We start from the raw sequence: 16515 nt of genomic DNA, 5'->3' as shown, positions 1-16515 counted from the left end.
CCCCACCCCCACCCGCCGATCCACGCGAATTCGTGACCGCCGACGAAGCAAGGCTGCGCCAGCCGATGGCGTTCACACTCGGGGCGGGCGGCGTGATGACCGCCGAAGGCAGCATCGAGCCCGGCTCGGCGGCGCGCTTCGCGGCCGAGATCGCTGAGCGCGGCGAATACGTGAAGACCGTCTCGCTGAACTCGCCCGGCGGCGCGCTCGACGACGCCATGGCCATGGCCAAGACCGTGCGCGAACTCGGCATCGCAACGGTGGTCGTAGACGGTGCGCTCTGCGCCTCGTCGTGCCCGCTGTTCTTCGCGGGCGGCAAGACGCGCAGCGCCGGGGAAAAGGCGGCAATCGGCGTGCATCAGTTCTACGCGGCCACGCTGAGCGAAACCGCGCCCGAGCAGGCGATGGCCGATGCGCAGGCGACGACGGCCCGCATCTCGCGGCATCTCAGCGAGATGGGCATAGATCCGGCTCTCTGGCTGCATGCGCTCGATACGCCGCCGCGGGCGCTCTACTATCTGTCGCCGGACGAACTTGCCGAATACAAGCTCGTCACCAAGGTTTCGTCCGTGGCGAGCAAATAGCCGCTCGGGTGTTCTCAGCCCGCGCTCGACAGATCACGCTCCTGCGCCTCGAATACGCGGACGCAGTCGCGGCCGCCTTTCTTGGCATCGTAGAGCGCCTCGTCCGCCCTTCGCATGAGGTCCGAAATACCCTCTCCGCCACGCAGTTCGGCAACGCCGAAGCTTGCGGTGAAGCGCCTGTCGTCCGGCAGGCCATCGATCGGAAGGCCGGCAAAGGCGCTGCGGGCCCCTTCTGCAAAGAGCCTGGCGCCGGAAAGGTTGGTTCCTGGCAGAGCGACGGCGAATTCTTCGCCGCCTATGCGTCCGGCGATCTGATGACCGCTTGTGGAGTTCCGCAGGAAACCCGCAAACGCTTCGATGACGCGGTCACCGGCAGCGTGCCCGAACGTGTCGTTGACGGCCTTGAAGTGGTCGAGGTCCGAAATCACCAGCGTCACCGGCAGGCCGGTGCGTGCGGAGTCGCGCAGCGCCGCCTCGGCGTGGCGCTCAAAGCCGCCCCGGTTCAGCAACCCCGACAATGCGTCGGTTTCCGATTTCGCTGTGACGTCGGCGAAGATGTCGCGCACCAGTATGACGAGCATCAGCAAGGCGATGGCCATTGCGAATACAGTTCCCATCGATTGGGAGAACAATGCGTAGTTGGTCTTCAGATAGTCCTGGGCAGTCGCGCCGGTGCCGCCGAATATCTGGAACAGAAATGCCTTGCTCAGAAACTGCAGGGCGCTCGCCGACATCACCGCCATGAACAGATTGTCGAGCGGACGCCTCGACCTGGCTAACCAAACGATGCCGACGCCGACTGCCTGCATCAGGAAATAGGGCAATTGGTAGAGCAGCATCCGGCTGAATGAATCCCGCGGCATGTCCTGGATCAGATAGCAGGTCGCGATCGAGACAACGAAAACCGCGCCCATCAGCCGCCACGGCACGGCGACTTCGTATTTCCGGGCGATGCCGGCGTTGAATACAGCCATGGCTGCGAGGAAGGCGGCGAAGGACGCGACCACGGCGGGCCGGGATGTTCCGAGCGAGGCGATGGCGAATTCGAGACCGAAATTCGACATTGCGAGCGCAAAGCCGAACGCCATCCAGCGCGCGGCATCGTTCTTCTTGTCGTAGACCGCGACCATGAGAAACGCAGCCGCCAGCAGGCCTGCGACGGCCATGTTTATCGCCAGGATGAATCCCGCCCCGCTCATTTCGACTGCATGCTCCGATCGGTGCGGACTCAACCACGATCAAGCCAAAAAGGCGTTAACGCGAGCGCGGATTCCGCAGCGTCAGTCCAGCCGCGAAATTGCGAGGGCGATTTTGACGCATAGACTACTGGAGCGGCTTGGAACCGCCGGCCCGGAGTCTTCGTTTCGGATCAGCGACACGGAGAGATGACATGGCCAATACGATCATGCTGACCGATCACGAAGCAATCCGCGACTGGGCCGCCGCCCGCGCCGGCGCACCGGCCATCGTGGATGTCTCTCCGGCGGCCGGCACACAGCCGATGCTGCGGATCGTTTTCGGCCAGAATGCCTATGAGGACCAGGACCAGGCCGAACGTCCGGTCAATGCCGGCGGCCTTGAGCTGGTCGAATGGGACGAATGGTTCAAGCTGTTCGAGGAGCACGAGCTGGCGCTCATCGTTGCGGAGGACATACCGGGTTTGCGCGACGAATTCCACGAACTGGTGCGGCGCTTCTCGCCCGGCGACTGATCTTTGGCCGGTCAGGCGAAGCGAATGCCGGCGGGCGCGACCGGCTCTTGTTGCGGGCGGCGATAGGAAATCCGGACGCTGTCGCGGCCGTTCCGCTTGGCCTGGTAAAGCGCCTCGTCCGCCTGGCGCAGAAGCGCCGGGAGGGCTCCCTCGCCCGCCGCGACGCCGAAGCTTGCGGTGACCCTTGCCTTCGCCGGCAGTCCGCGTGAGCCGCCCTGTGAAAACGAGGTTCTGACGCCTTCGGCGAACATCTGCGCTGCCGCCAGATCGCTTGCCGGAAGCAGGACCGCGAATTCCTCGCCACCGAGCCGGCCGACGACGCCGCTCTTTCCAGCCTCCGAGCGCAACTGCGATGCGAACGCCGCTATGACCTGGTCGCCGACAGCATGGCCGAAAGTGTCGTTCACAGCCTTGAAATGGTCGAGGTCCGCGATCACCAGCGCGGAAGGCAAGCCGCTATCGTGCGAGCGCTTCAGCATCGCGGATGCCCGCTCCTCGAAGCCGCGCCGGTTGAGCAGGCCCGACAGCGGGTCGGTATGCGATTCCGCTTTGAGTGCTTTGAGAACGTCCAGCGCTGCCGCGGTGAACAGGCTGAGCGCGATCAGAAGCGACAGGAGCGCATGTGCCAGAAGAGAGGTGGTCCAATAGAGCGAGTCGTGAAGTCCCACTTCGGCGTTGAAAGGCCCATTGATTTTCAAAGCGATGATTGTGCGGACGAAGAAATTCAGCGCGGAAAGCAGCGACAGCACGAACAGAATCGCTTCCGTGGGACCGTTTCGTCGAACCGCACGCAATTCCGCCGCCACGACGAGGCTGATGCCGCCGATAGCAAAATTGATCGCGTAGATTCTCCATGTGAGGTCGGGCTGGACGAACAGGAACCAGCAAAAAGCGGTCATGCCGCCGACGCCCAGGATGCCGAGTGCGGTATAAGGCACCCGCCTGCCATAGCGTGCAACGACGGCTCCGGCGAGACAGGTGCCTGTAAGCATGAAACACAGGTTCGAGAGCAGTTTGGTCAACTCCTGCCCAACCGGCAGGGGAAAATACTGCAGCAGGAAACCGACCGCGGAGGCGGAATAAGCCAGCACCAGCACCGCCAGATAGAGCCTGTGCCGCTGGTGAACCCAAAGCGTAAGAAACGCCGATGCGAGAACAAGGGCAATCCCAGGATTCAGCAGTGCTATGAATAGGCGAGTGTCCAAACCGCTTTCCTGCCCGTCTTCCCTTGCGGAATATCTACGGGCAAGGCGCAAACAAGCGGTTAAGCCCGACCTGCCGAACGGATTTTCGCTCCGGCAGATCGGGCGATTGTCACAATGCCGCTACTTCCAGTCGCGGATATCGACGAAGTGACCGGCGATAGCCGCCGCCGCCGCCATTGCGGGCGAAACCAGGTGGGTACGGCCTTTGAACCCCTGGCGCCCCTCGAAATTGCGGTTCGAGGTCGAGGCGCAGCGTTCGTGCGGCTTCAGCCGATCGTCGTTCATCGCCAGGCACATGGAGCAGCCCGGTTCGCGCCAGTCGAAACCGGCGGCGATGAAGATCTTGTCGAGTCCTTCGGCCTCCGCCTGCTCCTTCACGAGGCCCGATCCGGGCACGATCATGGCGTTGACGCGCGGATTTACCGTCTTTCCCTCGACGACCTTGGCGACTTCGCGCAGATCCTCGATGCGGCCATTGGTGCAGGAGCCGATGAAGACCCGGTCGAGTTCGATATCGGTGATCTTCGTTCCGGCCTTCAGGCCCATATAGTCCAGCGCCCGCTGCTTCGACGTCCGCTTGTTCTCGTCGGCGATTTCCGCCGGATCGGGCACGACGCCCTGGACAGAGACGACATCCTCCGGCGACGAGCCCCATGACACGATCGGCGGCAGGTTTGCTGCGTCGAGCACCACGACCTTGTCGAAATGCGCGCCCTCGTCGGATTTCAGTGTCTTCCAGTATTCGAGCGCCATGTCCCACGCCTTGCCCTTGGGCGCGCGTGGCTTGTCCTTGACGTAGGCGTAGGTTGTTTCGTCCGGCGCGATCAGGCCGGCGCGGGCGCCGCCTTCGATCGACATGTTGCAGATCGTCATGCGCCCTTCCATAGAAAGCGCGCGGATGGCTTCGCCTGCATATTCGATGACATAGCCCGTGCCGCCGGCCGTGCCGATCTCGCCGATGATGGCGAGGATGATGTCCTTGGCGGTAACGCCCTGCGGCAGCTTCCCGTCAACGCGGACAAGCATGTTCCTGGCCTTGCGCTGGATCAAGGTCTGGGTGGCCAGCACGTGCTCGACTTCCGACGTGCCGATGCCGTGCGCCAGCGCACCGAAAGCGCCGTGCGTCGAAGTGTGGCTGTCGCCGCAGACAATGGTCATGCCCGGCAGCGTGAAGCCCTGCTCCGGACCGATGATGTGAACGATGCCTTGGCGGCGATCGGTCTCGGAATAATACTCGACGCCGAAATCGGCGGCATTCTTCGCCAGCGCCTCCACCTGGATGCGGCTTTCCTCGTTCTTGATGCCGAGCTTGCGGTCGGGCGAGGTCGGCACATTGTGGTCGACCACGGCGAGCGTCTTTTCCGGATGCCGTACGGTTCGGCCGGTCAGGCGCAGGCCTTCAAACGCCTGCGGGCTGGTCACCTCATGGACCAGGTGGCGGTCGATATAGAGCAGGCAGGTGCCGTCGTCCTGGCGGTCGACGACATGGTCGTCGAATATCTTGTCGTAGAGGGTGCGCGGTGCGCTCATTGCGTAAATCCGTCGATTGGGAAGAGAAAGGGACTTCAGCCGAAGCCGTAAGCCGCCGGCCCGAGTGACAGGCTCAGATAAGTCGGCTGGTCAGTGCGCCGGAAATCCGCGCAAAGAACCGTGCCGGCAGGCGCTTCTTATCCTGCAGCACGAAACCCTTGTAGGCCGGATTTCCGAACAGCTCTTCCATGCCGCGCTCTTACCAATGTTTTGGGAATTGGGCAATTGCCTCCGCCGGCGGCAGCGAAACACCCGGCCTCAATCCGATCGGCCCTCCGGAAATCGCTCCGATGGCTGCATATGGGAGGGATCGTCCGGCTTGGGTTCGATCCTCCGCTCGGCATCCTTGCCGCCCGCCGCCGAATTTTTGAAATCGGGCCCTTCGTCCAGGTCGAGCCGGCTCTCGAGCGTTTTCAACAGGCCAAGCACGATCAAGGCCAGCAATGTGCCGAAGGTGGCGATCTGCCAGAAGCCAAGCCCCGCGGAAAGCCCTATGGCGCCCGCCAGCCACATTCCCGCGCCGGTGGTCAGCCCGTGCACCTGGCCGCGCGCGAACAGGATTGTGCCGGCGGCAAGAAAGGCGACGCCGGCAGTCACCGCCTCGACCGCACGGATCGGATCGAGCGTGACGGCATCGGTAGAAAACATCGGCGCGTGGATGATTTCGATGGTCAGGATTCCTACCGTCGCGGCGGCCACGCAGACCAGGATATGTGTTCTCAGCCCCGCCGGCCGGTTGCGCCACTCGCGCTCGAAGCCGATTACAGCGCCGAAGACGGTCGCCAGAAGCAACCGCGCCACTATAACCGGGAACGATGTATAGGTCGGGTGTCCGAATTCCTCGACGAGTGCTTCCATGGAATCCCATCAGAGATAACCGGCTGACAACGCATGGAGTCCGTGGTCTGTTCCGCCGCCCTGTCTTTCCGATCAGATCACCTCGAACACGAACGCCTGCACCAGCACCTCCGGCTCGGCGACCGCGAAGGCACGGAAGGGTGGGCTCTCCTCGACCGGCCGCCAGCGGCCCGCCTTTTCCAAGGCCGAGAACTGCTCGCGGAATTCTCCGCTGTCCAATACGGTGTCGCGAACCGTGAAGATCGCATGGCCGCCAGGCCGGGTTATCCGCACCAGTTCATCGAGGCTCGACGCCGGGGCGTGACCTTCGGTGAAGACGCCGGTCGAGAAGAACGCGGCGTAATGGTTATCCGGCCAGGGCAGCGTCTCGCCGAGCGTCGCGCGCCGAAGTTCTCGATACGCGCCGCGCGCGGCTGCAAGGGCCAGCATCTCTTCGGAAAAATCGAGCCCGTCGATATTCGTGTATCCCAGCGCCCACAGATAGGGGCCCGACAGGCCCGTGCCGCAGCCGGCATCGAGCAGCGCGCCCGCGTCCCGAGGGACATAGCGCGCGACCCAGCTTGTGGTCATGAAGGGCAGGCAGTAGCCGGAGGCCGCGGTCTCTCGGTCATAGGCGTTCGACCAGGCGGCATAAGCCTGCGCCAGTTCATCCGCACTTCGCGCCGCATAGACCTGTTCGAGCGCCGATTTGTCGTGGTTGCCGGTCATGCGGTGCGTCCTCTTCGCAGGCGCTGTTCCAGCCCTCTCAGCCCGAGCGAAAGGCCTACCGTCAGCACCAGGTAGATGTAGGCTACTATGGAGTAGGTCTCGAAAAAGCGGAACGAGCCGGAAGCATAGACTTTTCCCATCTGGGTAATGTCGGCGACGCCAAGCACCGAAACCAGCGAGCTGTCCTTGACCATGGCGATGAAATCATTGCCGTAGGGCGGCAGAATGGTGCGGAAAGCCTGCGGCCAGATAATGTGGCGGAAGCGCCGGTAGCGCGACAGGCCGAGCGCCTTGGCAGCCTCGATCTGGCCTGCATCGACGGCCTGGATGCCGGCCCTGAAAATCTCCGCGATGAAGGACGAATAGGCGATGGTGAGTGCGATGACCGCGCGCCACATCAGCGAAACGTCGCGCACCTGCATCGGCTCGGTTATCCCAACTGCCTGCAGCGGATAGGAAAGCCAGTTCCACAGGATGACGAAGCCCGGCGCGCCGACGAAGGCGATCCAGAACAAGAGCACAAGGATCGGAATGCCGCGGATGATCTCGACATAGAAGCGCGCGGCCTGACGCAGCCAGACCGAGCCGGATAGCCCCAGAAGCGCGATGGCGAGGCCGAGCGCGGAAGCGAGCGTGTAGCCGACCAGCGTGACGAACACGGTTACGCCGATGCCCTTGGCGACGATGGAAAACACTTGCGAATAGAGATCGCTGGCCGCGACGAACAGCGCCGCCGCAACGGCAAGCGCCCCGGCGGCAGCCAGCCACCAGGGAAATTCCTTCTCAGGCTTGGCGGAAGGGGGCATCAGTCAGGACTGCGCGGCATCGGTGCGTGCGACCGTTCTCCGCCCGTTGCGAAGCAGCAAATCCCGGCAGCCATGCATCTCAAAGGGCCGGGCTCACTGACCCATCTTGTAGTCGAGGAACCACTTCTTGTTGAGCGCGTCGATTGTGCCGTCTTCCTTCATCGCCGCGATCGCTGCGTTGACCGGCGCGACGAGGTCGGAACCCTTGGTGAAGATGAAGCCGAAATCCTCGGTGCCGAGCGGCCCGCTGATCACCTTGAGCTTGCCTTCCGACGCCTCGACATAGCCGTTGGCCGCAACCCCGTCGGTCAGCACCAGATCGACGTCGCCCGATTTCAGCGCCTGCACTGAAGCGCCGAAGGTCTCGAACAGCTTGATACGTGGGTTCTGCTCGTTGCCGTCCAGCACCTCGTAGACGGCGACATAGAACGGAGTGGTGCCGGCCTGCGTGGCGATCAGGCCGTCGGTCATCGCCGCGAAGCTTTTCGGATCGGTGAAGCGGTCCTCGTCGGCGCGCACCAGCATGCGCATTTCCGAACGCATGTAGGGATCGGAGAAGTCGACCTTCTCCTTGCGCTCGTCCTTGATGGTGATGCCGGTCATGCCGATCTGGTACTGGCCGTCGGAGACCGCCTGTATCATCGCGTCCCACGAGGTGTTCTGGTACTCGGCCTTGAAGTTCAGCCGCTTTGCGATCTCGTTCATCGCATCATATTCCCAGCCGATCTGCTCCCCGGTCTTGGGATCGACGAACTGCAGCGGCGGATAGGCGTTTTCCGTCACCACCACCACCGCTTTCCCACCGAGATCGGGCAATGCCTGGGCGAAAGCCAAGGCCGGCATCAGAAGCAAGGCCAGCAATCCGGCCAGAGACAATTTGGAGGTCATGTTTCGCTCCCAAGCTTTGCAGAAACAGAATTGGTTTGCCGGAGTTTAGCCGCCGTCCTGCGGCAAACAAGCCATGCAGCCAGCTATTTTGCCGGACGCCGCATATCCAGCACCAGCAATTCCTCGTCGAGAAAGCGTCCGTCCACACACAATGCATCCCGCTCGAGGCCGTAGGGCTGAAAACCCAGCGAATGATAGAGCCGGCGCGCGGCGGCATTCTCGGCCGTCACCGTGCATTGAAGCATCACGCCCAGCGCTTGCGCATGCGCGATGATCCTTTCGATGAGCTTTCGCCCCAGCCTGGCAGCGCGCCAGTCGGGCGAGACATAGACCGCCACCATCGTGCCCTTGTGCCGGGTCTTCTCACGGTTGTTCTGGATGTAGGTCGCCGTGCCGACGAGTCTTTCGCCTGCGAAAGCGCCGAACGTAACGCTCGGGGCCTCCGGCACGGCGCGCCTCACCATCTCCTCATCGGACAGCACTTCCTCCTCCGCAATGCTTGCACCGAAGGATTGCGGGCTGTCGCGCAGGGCCTCCAGCCTCAGCGCGCGATACTGACCGGCATCGGCTTCGACCAGCGGCCTGATAACAATATCGGAAGGCAGTGTGACCACGCCCGGTTACCTCTTCGTCGCGCCGATCGAAAACGACATCGGGATTTTCGGCATGCCTTCGGGAAGCACGAACTGGTCCTCTCCAGCTTCGACCACGAAGGGAAACGCCTTCCAGACGACGATCTCGTGCTCGCGCAGAAAATCGATGGAGAGCCCGGCAGCGATCAGCGCGTTGACGATGTCGGAGAGCGGGTGGATCCATTCATAGCAGCGCGTGCTCGTGAGCGCGCGCGCGTCCCCCGTATAGGTCTGCGCCTCGTCGAAGATCAGAGGCTCCGTCAGTGGCGTGCGCCAGACGAACTCCAGTTCCAGCCTGCCTTCGCGCCCCTCGAACTGATTCATCACCGGATGCCCCTCCAGCAGATAGAGCTTGCCGTTGGGTCGCAGCAGCGCCGCAACTACACGGGCCCAGGCAAAGATGTCGTCGAGCCAGTTGATAGCGCCCCAGGTGACGAACACCATGTCGTAGGTCTGGCCGAGCGCCTCGGCGGCATCGAACACCGACGCCTCCACAAAGCGGACATCGGCGCCGGCTCTGGCGGCGAATCCGCGCGCCGCCTCGATAGCCTTCGGCGAAAAGTCGAGCCCGGTCACGCTCTTCGCGCCGAGATGCTTCAGGCTGATCGTGTCGAGGCCGATATGGCATTGCAGATGGACGATATCCTTGCCGGAAATGTCGCCGATCTCGCCGGCTTCCAGTGCGTGCAGCGAGGAGCCGCCGGCCAGCACCTTGGCTATGCGGTAGCTGCCGGTGGTGTCGCTCGAATGCAGTTCAGCGCGATTGTCCCAATTGCGCAAATTCGCCGCTGAAAACTCGTTCATCTCTCTCCCCAACAAAAAAGGCGGCCGAAGCCGCCTTTGAAGCATTTCCGCCAGACTTATTCGGCGGCGGTCTCGGCCGGCTTTTCGGCTTCCGCAGCGGCTGCAGCCTCGGCGGCGGCCTTCTTTTCTGCGGCTTCCTGGGCGGCCTTCTCGGCTGCCAGCGCCTCGGCGGCGGCGATCTTCTCGGCCTCGATGCGCGCCTTTTCGGCGTTCAGCGCATCGCGCTCGGCATCGTTGAGCTTGCGGGCGCGAACGCCGGTGTTTTCCGAGATGCGGGCCGACTTGCCGCGGCGATCACGCAGATAATAGAGCTTGGCGCGGCGAACCTTGCCGCGACGAACAATTTCGACGCCTTCGACCATCGGCGAGTACACGGGGAACACGCGCTCCACGCCTTCGCCGTAGGAGATCTTGCGCACGGTGAAGCTTTCCTGGAAGCCGGCGCCCGAGCGTGCGATCACCACGCCCTCATAGGCCTGCACGCGGGTGCGGCTGCCTTCGGTCACGCGCACCTGAACGCGCACGGTGTCGCCTGGCTGGAATTCGGGAAGCTTGCGTTTCGCTTCGATTTTTGCGGCCTGTTCGGCCTCGAGCTGACGGATGATGTCCATCGCCATTACCTCTTCTTGGTTCTCAACAGCCAGAGCGCCCGGCGCTTGCCTTGCAGTCCCATTGACCGCTCAGCTATGCCCTTCTTCCCGAAGGAAGCGAGGCAGGGGCGAATTCACCGTCCTTGTTGACGGGTCCCGGTCGAAAGTTGCCGGTTGGGCTGCGCGCATACACGCTTCCAGCGTATTTGTCACCTCTTACGCCGGTCTTTTTTGCCGCATGGCGCAAATGCGGGGCGGTCCGACTATTTCCTAGCCTTCTGCTTTGACCAAAGGCTAATCCTTCGCTCCGAGCAGATCGGGGCGACGCGCCCTGGTCAGTCGCTCGGCCTGCTCACGTCGCCAAGCCGCGATCTTCGCGTGGTTGCCGGACGTCAGCACTTCGGGGATCGCCCGGCCCTCGAACTCCTGCGGCCTCGTATAATGCGGATGCTCGAGCAGTCCGTTCTCGAAGCTCTCCTCGTCACCCGAAACCTCATTGCCCATGACGCCCGGCAGCAGCCGCACCACCGCGTCGAGCAGCACAAGGGCCGCCGGTTCGCCGCCGGACAGGATGAAGTCGCCGATCGACACTTCCTCCAGCGCGCGCGCGTCGATGACGCGCTGGTCGACGCCTTCGAAGCGTCCGCACAGGATCACCGCTCCCGGCCCGGCCGCGAGTTCGCGCACGCGCTCCTGCGTCAGCGGCTTTCCGCGCGGGCTCATCAGGATGCGCGGGCGCGGATCGCCCTCAGGCGAAGCGTGATCGATCGCTCTCGCTAGAATGTCGGCGCGCATCACCATGCCCGCGCCGCCGCCGGCCGGCGTGTCGTCCACCGTCCGGTGCCGGTCGGCGGCGAAGTCGCGTATCTGCACGGCTTCGAGCGCCCAGGTTCCGGCTTCCATCGCCCGGCCAGCGAGCGACAGGCCGAGGTGACCGGGAAACATTTCGGGGTAGAGGGTCAGCACCGTCGCGCGAAAACTCACCGGCTGCCTCCCGCATTCCGTGGCCCGCGCGGACGCCTTTCCGAATCGAAATCTTCGCCGTCCGGATCATCATCCTCGCCTTCGACCAGCCCTGCGGCGAGGGTGTCGATGCCGATGAAGCCGCCTTCGATGTCGATCACCGGCACGGCTGCCTGCGTGAACGGGATCAGAACCTGCTTCCTGCCGCCAAGCGTAAGCTCCAAAATGTCGCCGCCGCCGAAATTCTGCACCGCCGCTACCTTGCCGATCTCGGCTCCCGTCTCGTCCCTCACCGTCAGCCCGACCAGATCCGCATGGTAGAATTCGCTGTCGTCGCCCTCGTCGTCGGGCAGAGCGGAGCGATCGACAAAAAGCTCCGTGCCGGTCAGCGCCTCGGCTGCATTGCGGTCCTTGACTTGCTTGAAGCGCACCACGACGACCGTGTTTGCCGGCCTGATGTCAATGATCTCGAAGGATCGCCCGTCCTTGGTGAAAAGCGGACCGTAATCGCCCAGAGCAAGCGGGTCGGCGGTGAACGCCTTGACGCGCAACTCGCCCTTGATGCCGTGAGGCGCGCCGATGACGGCCATCTGGACGGGGTTGTTGAGCTTGGACATTTTCATTCCCTACTCGCCGCGTCACTGCATTTCAATCGCGCCATTCTTCACCGCTTGCTAACCTTGGCGCATCAGCATGCGTCGAATCGCCGGAAGCTCGCCATGCAGGAATTTCTCATCTCGGCCAAGCCCGACCTCCAGGCGGCGCGCGAAGCCTGGCTGAAGATGCTGGCCAGGGAGCGGCGGCTGTCGGCGCTGACGGTCGAGGCCTATGAACGCGATACACGGCAGTTCTTCCAGTTCCTGACCGGACATTGCGCGGGTCCGCCCGGCATTTCGGATATAAGCGAACTTCGGCCGGCCGATCTGCGGGCCTTCATGGCGTCACGGCGCTCTGGGGGAGCCGGCGCCCGTACCCTCGGCCGCGGGCTCGCCGCCATCCGCTCGTTCCTGCGCTTCCTGGAACGCCGCGGCCTCGTCAACGCCGCGGGGGCGGCGGCCCTTCGCGCGCCGAGGCAGCCGAAATCGCTGCCCAAGCCACTGACGGCGTCGGATGCAAGACGCGTCGTATCGAGCGGCGAGCAGCTCGCGGAAGAACCCTGGATCGCCGCCCGCAACGCAGCCGTGCTGACCCTGCTCTACGGGTCCGGCCTGCGCATCTCCGAGGCGCTCGGCCTTTGCGGCGGCGAGCTTTCGGGCGAAGGCGACACAGTTCTCCGCATCACCGGAAAGGGCGGCAAGACCCGGCTGGTTCCGGTGCTGCCGATCGCCCTACAGGCGGTGGCGGAGTATCGCAGGCTGTGCCCCTACAATCTCGATCCGAAGGCGCTGCTGTTTCGCGGCGCGCGGGGCGGTCCGCTGAACCCGGCTATCGTCCAGCGCGAAATGCAGAAATTGCGCGGCGCGCTGAACCTTCCCGACACGGCGACGCCGCATGCGCTGCGCCACTCCTTCGCCACGCATCTGCTCGGCAGGGGCGGCGATCTCCGCACCATCCAAGAATTGCTGGGGCATGCCAGCCTGTCGACCACGCAGGTTTATACCGGTGTCGATACGGCGCGCCTGCTGGAAGTCTACGAGGCCGCGCACCCCCGCGCTTAGAGCGTGCCATCGATTGGACAATTTTCGAGCGCCGGTTAACCGTTTCGCCTCATTTAGCGGCTAACGATGCGCCGATGAAACGCGTGATCGCCCTCGCCGACCGAAGCGCAATGCCGGCCTTGAAGTTGCTTGCCGCGGCCAATGTGCTGTTCCTGATCTCTTTCGCGGTCATGCTCGCGCTCGCGACCGGCGAAGCGCGCGGCGAAATTCCGGCCTGCAAGGGTATTGACATGCTCGCCGCCCTCGAGCGGGACGACCCGGCGCTATTGGCCAGGATCAGGGCAGAGGCCGCGGCAACGCCGAACGGCGATTCCCTGCTGTGGAAACTGGAGAAAGCGGGCCAGGAGCCGTCGTTCCTGTTCGGCACGATGCACATGACCGATCCGCGCGTCACCAGCCTTACACCTGCCGCCGAACGGGCTTTCGACGCATCGCGGACCGTGGTGATCGAGACAACCGATGTCCTCGACCCAGCAAAAATGCTCGCCGGCATGATGAAGAGGCCCGAACTGACCATGTTCATCGATGGCACGACGCTGGCATCGCATATGTCGCCGGAAGACGCCGAAGCGGTGGAGAAGGCGCTCGACGAGCGCGGCATTCCGCCGGCCACCGTCGCCAAGATGAAGCCGTGGATGCTGTCGGCGATGCTGGCGCTTCCCGCCTGTGAACTGGCGCGCAAGGCGGCCGGCGCGCCGGTTCTCGACGTCAAGCTGGCGGAAGATGCGAAGGCCGCCGGCAAAAGGCTCGAAGGCCTGGAAACGATAACTGATCAGCTCGAAGCCATGGCGTCGCTGCCGATTGAATTCCACATGCAGGGCTTGATCGACACGCTGAAGCTTGGCGACAAGACCGACGATGTGATCGAAACCATGATCGTGCTTTATCAGAGCGGCCAGACCGGCATGTACTGGCCGTTGTTCCGGGCGGTCCTGCCGGGCAGCGATGAAGATGAAGCAGGCTACGCCGCCTTCGAGGAAACCATGGTCACGGCCCGCAACCGGAACATGGCGGAGAAGGCCGCCCCGATTCTCGACGAGGGCGACGCCTTCATCGCTGTAGGCGCGCTGCACCTTCCCGGCCCCAACGGGTTGGTCGAATTGCTGCGCAAGGAAGGCTATACCGTTTCCGCCGTTAACTGAAACGCGTTCACGCAAAGCGTGATTTGTCCCGCGCGCCACTTCTGGTAGTCTTCATCCGTCCAATCGATTGCGAAGGATGACGATCATGACAAAATCGCTCCTGCTGGCCGCTGTTCTTGGCCTGTCGACTTCCGGGGCTTTCGCCTGCGAATTCCAAAGATCGGCCAAGGTCGACAAGACGGTCGTTGCAAGCGTCGCAACGCCTGCTCCCGAGCAGTCCATGTCGACGCCGGCACCGGTGGTCGTGCCGGAACAGCCGGCTATCGAGCAAGGGGCCGAGTAGCGCCAAAACAGGTCGGCTCACCCGGCATTCGCCATGAATCGACACCCGGATTCCGGGGGTCTTTTTGGCGGCTTTCCATTGAAATGAAACCGAATCGGCCATTGCGCGTTGTCCCGTCAGCTTAACCAGACGGAGTACCGACTATGGCCAACCCCTCACGCATACCGGATCCGCGCCAGAACGATCCGGACAACCCGTCTACGCCCGTCGGAGCCGATCCGCTAAGCTCCGATCCGCGGCTTAATCCAGCCAATTCGCAAGATCCGCGCGTCGTCGACAACCGCAATGTCGTCCAGTCCAGAGGCGCCGGCAGCGGCGTCCTGATCGCCGCCGTCGTCCTTGTACTCGCCGTCATCGCCTATTTCGTCTTCGCGCCGGGCACCGATACTGCCATGACGCCGGGAGCCGATACGACGACGACCGAACCGGCAACGCCGGCGCCTGAGGGAACGGCCCCTGAGACGCCCGCTCCGGACGCAGCCGCTCCTGCGCCTGACGCGACTGCTCCGGCCGATCCGGCAACGCCGGCCCCTGATGCGACCGCTCCGGCTGAACCGGCTCCGGCGCCTGCCGAGCCTGCTCCGGCCCCCGCGCAGTAAGGTTTTGAATGAGAAACGGCCCGCTTTCGAGCGGGCCGTTTTGCCATGTCTGCTCGCCAGAGACAGCGAGCGAGCCGCTCACATGTGGATCGGCTTGAAGAAGGTTGCGAGCGCCGCCTCCTTGACCGCTTCCGACATGGTCGGATGCGCGTGGCAGGTTCGGGCGAGGTCCTCCGACGAGCCGCTGAATTCCATCAGCACGGCGGCTTCGTGGATCATCTCGCCGGCGCCAAAGCCGACGATGTGAACGCCGAGCACCCGGTCCGATGCCTTGTCGGCGAGGACTTTCACGAAACCGTCGGTATGCAGGCTCGCCCGTGCCCGGCCGTTGGCGCTGAACGGGAATTTCCCGGCCTTGTATTCGATCCCGGCTTTCTTCAGCTCTTCCTCGGTCTTGCCGACCGCTGCGATTTCGGGGGTCGTGTAGACGACGCCCGGGATGACGTCGTAATTCACGTGGCCGGCCTGCCCGGCGATGATCTCGGCCACCGCCACGCCCTCTTCCTCGGCCTTGTGGGCGAGCATCGGACCGGCGATGACATCGCCGATCGCGTAGATGCCAGCGACGTTGGTCCTCAAATGCCCGTCGGTCTTGACCCGGCCGCGCTCGTCGAGTTCGACGCCTGCCTCTGCCAGCCCGAGCCCATCCGTATAGGGCCGGCGTCCGGTCGAGATCAGCACGACATCCGCCTCGATCGTTTCGGCATCGCCGCCCTTGACCGGCTCGAACGTCACCGAAGCGCCCTTCTTCGTTTTCGCGACGGCCGTGACTTTCGAGCTCAGCTTTATGTCGAAGCCCTGCTTGGCCAGCATGCGCTGGAACTGCTTTGCGACTTCGCCGTCCATACCGCCGAGGATCGTGTCGAGGTATTCCACCACGGTTACCTTCGCGCCGAGCCGCGCCCAGACCGAGCCGAGCTCAAGCCCGATGACGCCGCCGCCGACCACCACCAGATGGCCGGGAACCTCTGCGAACTCCAGTGCGCCGGTCGACGAAACGATCACCTTCTCGTCGAAATCGACCTCGATGCCCGGAATGCCGGCAACGTCGGACCCGGTGGCGATGACGATGTTCTTCGTCTCGATCTCTTCGCTCTTGCCGTCCTCGCCGGCGACCGAGACCTTGCCTGCGCCGAGCACCTTGCCGGTCCCGCGGAACACGTCGATCTTGTTCTTCTTCATCAGGAAATCGAGGCCCTTGACGTTCTGCTCGACCGTCTGGTCCTTGTGAGCCAGCATGTTCTTCAAATTGAGCTTCGGCTTGCCGACTTCGACGCCCAGCGTGGCGAAGGAATGCCCCGCCTCCATGAACATCTCGGAGGCGTGAAGGAGGGCCTTGGATGGGATGCAGCCGACATTGACGCAGGTGCCGCCATGGGTGGGGCGCTTTTCGACCACCGCGGTCTTTAGCCCGAGTTGCGCCGCCTTGATCGCGCAGACATAGCCGCCCGGGCCGGTTCCAATCACCACGACATCGTAAGCCATTTTCCATCCTTATACGGTTTGAGCGGCCTCGCCCGCTCACTGAAATTATGATCCGGCGTGGCGCTTTAC

The 16515-nt window shown here is 63.6% G+C and carries 19 protein-coding genes; 6 read left to right on the top strand and 13 right to left on the bottom strand.

Annotation, left to right across the window (positions count from 1 at the left end; all coding sequences use genetic code 11):
• On the top strand, window positions 1–584 hold a 584-nt coding region (locus MAXJ12_RS04325; protein WP_008834552.1), incomplete at its 5' end, for a COG3904 family protein.
• Window positions 585–598: 14 nt separating this feature from the next.
• Here the strand turns inward: MAXJ12_RS04325 and MAXJ12_RS04320 are convergent.
• Window positions 599–1783 (bottom strand): GGDEF domain-containing protein, encoded by a 1185-nt coding sequence (locus tag MAXJ12_RS04320; RefSeq protein WP_008834551.1) that lies wholly within the window; start codon window positions 1781–1783, stop codon window positions 599–601.
• Window positions 1784–1974: 191 nt separating this feature from the next.
• On the opposite strand from MAXJ12_RS04320, the gene MAXJ12_RS04315 reads away from it, so the two are divergent.
• On the top strand, window positions 1975–2295 hold the full coding sequence (locus MAXJ12_RS04315; RefSeq protein ID WP_008834550.1) for a hypothetical protein: 321 nt from the start codon (window positions 1975–1977) through the stop codon (window positions 2293–2295).
• A gap of 11 nt (window positions 2296–2306) precedes the next feature.
• Here MAXJ12_RS04315 and MAXJ12_RS04310 read toward each other — a convergent pair whose 3' ends face one another.
• The 11 genes from MAXJ12_RS04310 to rimM all read right to left on the bottom strand — a co-directional run bounded on the left by MAXJ12_RS04310 (window position 2307) and on the right by rimM (window position 11896).
• On the bottom strand, window positions 2307–3500 hold the full coding sequence (locus MAXJ12_RS04310) for a GGDEF domain-containing protein (protein ID WP_008834549.1): 1194 nt from the start codon (window positions 3498–3500) through the stop codon (window positions 2307–2309).
• Between the two features lie 120 nt (window positions 3501–3620).
• Window positions 3621–5030, bottom strand: coding sequence for a 3-isopropylmalate dehydratase large subunit (leuC, locus tag MAXJ12_RS04305; RefSeq protein ID WP_008834548.1), 1410 nt, complete (start codon window positions 5028–5030; stop codon window positions 3621–3623).
• A gap of 258 nt (window positions 5031–5288) precedes the next feature.
• On the bottom strand, window positions 5289–5888 hold the full coding sequence (locus MAXJ12_RS04300; RefSeq protein ID WP_008834546.1) for an MgtC/SapB family protein: 600 nt from the start codon (window positions 5886–5888) through the stop codon (window positions 5289–5291).
• A gap of 72 nt (window positions 5889–5960) precedes the next feature.
• Window positions 5961–6596: a class I SAM-dependent DNA methyltransferase gene (locus tag MAXJ12_RS04295; RefSeq protein ID WP_008834545.1), complete on the bottom strand. Its 636-nt coding sequence runs from the start codon at window positions 6594–6596 to the stop codon at window positions 5961–5963.
• Window positions 6593–7402 carry an amino acid ABC transporter permease gene (locus tag MAXJ12_RS04290; RefSeq protein WP_008834544.1) on the bottom strand — a complete coding sequence of 270 codons (810 nt, stop codon included), beginning with the start codon at window positions 7400–7402 and terminating at the stop codon, window positions 6593–6595. The genes MAXJ12_RS04295 and MAXJ12_RS04290 overlap by 4 nt, the downstream gene beginning before the upstream one ends.
• A gap of 93 nt (window positions 7403–7495) precedes the next feature.
• Window positions 7496–8290, bottom strand: coding sequence for a transporter substrate-binding domain-containing protein (locus MAXJ12_RS04285; RefSeq protein ID WP_008834543.1), 795 nt, complete (start codon window positions 8288–8290; stop codon window positions 7496–7498).
• Window positions 8291–8373: 83 nt separating this feature from the next.
• The gene (locus MAXJ12_RS04280; RefSeq protein WP_008834542.1) at window positions 8374–8904 is read right to left on the bottom strand and encodes a GNAT family N-acetyltransferase; all 531 of its coding nucleotides are present in this window, start codon (window positions 8902–8904) and stop codon (window positions 8374–8376) included.
• A gap of 6 nt (window positions 8905–8910) precedes the next feature.
• Window positions 8911–9726 (bottom strand): class I SAM-dependent methyltransferase, encoded by an 816-nt coding sequence (locus MAXJ12_RS04275; RefSeq protein WP_008834541.1) that lies wholly within the window; start codon window positions 9724–9726, stop codon window positions 8911–8913.
• A 56-nt stretch (window positions 9727–9782) separates the two neighbouring features.
• Complete coding sequence (rplS, locus tag MAXJ12_RS04270) at window positions 9783–10337, bottom strand: 50S ribosomal protein L19 (RefSeq protein ID WP_040584834.1); 555 nt, start codon at window positions 10335–10337, stop codon at window positions 9783–9785.
• 273 nt (window positions 10338–10610) lie between these two features.
• Complete coding sequence (trmD, locus tag MAXJ12_RS04265) at window positions 10611–11300, bottom strand: tRNA (guanosine(37)-N1)-methyltransferase TrmD (protein WP_008834539.1); 690 nt, start codon at window positions 11298–11300, stop codon at window positions 10611–10613.
• On the bottom strand, window positions 11297–11896 hold the full coding sequence (rimM, locus tag MAXJ12_RS04260) for a ribosome maturation factor RimM (protein ID WP_040584831.1): 600 nt from the start codon (window positions 11894–11896) through the stop codon (window positions 11297–11299). Before rimM ends, trmD begins: the two co-directional genes overlap by 4 nt.
• A gap of 102 nt (window positions 11897–11998) precedes the next feature.
• On the opposite strand from rimM, the gene MAXJ12_RS04255 reads away from it, so the two are divergent.
• The 4 genes from MAXJ12_RS04255 to MAXJ12_RS38150 all read left to right on the top strand — a co-directional run bounded on the left by MAXJ12_RS04255 (window position 11999) and on the right by MAXJ12_RS38150 (window position 14961).
• Window positions 11999–12937, top strand: a complete 939-nt coding sequence (locus MAXJ12_RS04255) for a tyrosine recombinase XerC (RefSeq protein WP_008834537.1) — start codon at window positions 11999–12001, stop codon at window positions 12935–12937.
• A 74-nt stretch (window positions 12938–13011) separates the two neighbouring features.
• The gene (locus MAXJ12_RS04250; RefSeq protein ID WP_008834536.1) at window positions 13012–14079 is read left to right on the top strand and encodes a TraB/GumN family protein; all 1068 of its coding nucleotides are present in this window, start codon (window positions 13012–13014) and stop codon (window positions 14077–14079) included.
• Between the two features lie 85 nt (window positions 14080–14164).
• Complete coding sequence (locus tag MAXJ12_RS04245) at window positions 14165–14362, top strand: hypothetical protein (RefSeq protein ID WP_139043784.1); 198 nt, start codon at window positions 14165–14167, stop codon at window positions 14360–14362.
• A 143-nt stretch (window positions 14363–14505) separates the two neighbouring features.
• Window positions 14506–14961 (top strand): hypothetical protein, encoded by a 456-nt coding sequence (locus MAXJ12_RS38150; protein ID WP_008834534.1) that lies wholly within the window; start codon window positions 14506–14508, stop codon window positions 14959–14961.
• Window positions 14962–15039: 78 nt separating this feature from the next.
• Here MAXJ12_RS38150 and lpdA read toward each other — a convergent pair whose 3' ends face one another.
• Entirely contained in the window at window positions 15040–16446 is a 1407-nt protein-coding gene (gene lpdA, locus MAXJ12_RS04235) for a dihydrolipoyl dehydrogenase (protein WP_008834533.1), read from the bottom strand.
• Window positions 16447–16515: the final 69 nt, after the last annotated feature.

The organism is Mesorhizobium alhagi CCNWXJ12-2 (genome assembly GCF_000236565.1).
Classification (GTDB): Bacteria; Pseudomonadota; Alphaproteobacteria; order Rhizobiales; family Rhizobiaceae; genus Allomesorhizobium; species Allomesorhizobium alhagi.
This window is presented reverse-complemented; position numbering and strand designations above follow the sequence as displayed.